The sequence below is a fragment of the Streptomyces sp. NPDC088252 genome, from assembly GCF_044740965.1.
GTDB lineage: Bacteria > Actinomycetota > Actinomycetes > Streptomycetales > Streptomycetaceae > Streptomyces.
The window spans coordinates 1-1,219 of the sequence record NZ_JBIURS010000075.1 but is presented as its reverse complement, the minus strand read 5'-3'; the positions used below and the strand labels follow the sequence as shown (position 1 = coordinate 1,219).

Below are 1,219 nucleotides of genomic sequence, written 5' to 3'. Positions count from 1 at the left end.
TGCCCAGTGATTCGGAAGGCAGTCCTAGCCGTGCCGGGTGAAGATTTCGCGGATGCCGGGCAGGTCTGCTTCCTTCTCCTTCTCGTCCTCGTAATAACCGTCCTCGTCGCGGATCGCCACGACGGTCTCCGGGGTGAAGTCCTGGCCGAAGCGGTAGGCGTCCAGGCAGTAGTCGAAGCCGGACTCGCCGAAGAGGTCCGCGTCCTCGCGCCGGCAGTACTCCGCCAGGCCGTCGGACACGTGCCAGCGCGTGCCGTCGTACCAGAAGACACCGCCTGCGTAGTGAATCGTCCGGCCTGTCGCGGAGTCTGTGAGGTTCAGCGACTCGTAGTTCTCGGGACGGTCGCGGACGAGGGCGACGAGGGATTCGGGGACGCCGTCGTAGAAGGACTCCTGGAGGGCGAAATCCTCCTCGGCGTACAGATTCAGGTCCGACTCGTGGTCGAACGTCAGCAGCAGCACGCGGCCGTCTTCCGCGAAGTACCAGACCGCGGACTGGCCGCCGCCGTCGTTCCAGGCCAGACGGCGTGCGCCGGTCACCGTCACCGTTTCGACCTCGGCGAGTTCGTCCATGATGGCTGCGCGGCGCCGTACTTCCGGGAGGTGAGTCGCTGCCAGGGCATCCCATATCGCATTGCTCATTCCCGCAGGGTATCCACCGCCTACGACAGGGCCGTCACCAAATACCTCGCCGCCTTCCACGTCGCCGTCATCCTCATCTGGGCAGCAGGTTGATCCAGAAGAAACGCCTCAGGTTGCCCCGGCCTGTGCCGGAATGCGGTGCGCAGGCAAGGCCCCGGCCCCCGTTGACGGCGAGACGCAGTACAACCGGGGCCGCGCCGCAGGAGGCTGTCGCGCACGACCGATTGGTCCGAGAGGCGGTAATAGGAGCCGCCGGTCCGAAGATCAGCTGGCTGCGACTTGCTCTTCGGCTCGACGAGTACGAGCTCCCTGCGGCTGCGGGGAAGGCCGGCGACCGGCCTTCGCCCGCCGCTACGGGTTCGGCATCGAGCGGCCCGGCCAGTGGGAGGTGAAGGCGCTGGAGCCGGTCGCGGTCCTGTCCGAATGCGTCGTCTACACGGCAGGCGGGCCCTCGCCGCTGGACTTCCTGCCCTACCGTCAGGGCAAGCCGCTCCCGGGCGGGTTCAAGCTCGGCATCAACCCCGGCCTGGTCAAGCACGAGGGCACCCAGTCCGTCCTGTGGGGCGAGGGCGTGCGG

At 67.6% G+C, this 1,219-nt stretch carries 2 protein-coding genes; one reads left to right on the top strand and one right to left on the bottom strand.

Annotated elements, in window-relative coordinates; genetic code table 11:
* Positions 1-24: 24 nt before the first annotated feature.
* Positions 25-642, bottom strand: a complete 618-nt coding sequence (locus ACIOHC_RS43845; RefSeq protein ID WP_351085553.1) for a hypothetical protein — start codon at positions 640-642, stop codon at positions 25-27.
* A gap of 388 nt (positions 643-1,030) precedes the next feature.
* Here ACIOHC_RS43845 and ACIOHC_RS43840 point away from each other — a divergent pair.
* Positions 1,031-1,219, top strand: a 189-nt coding sequence (locus ACIOHC_RS43840) for a hypothetical protein (RefSeq protein ID WP_365694844.1), incomplete at its 3' end; no start/stop codon positions are given.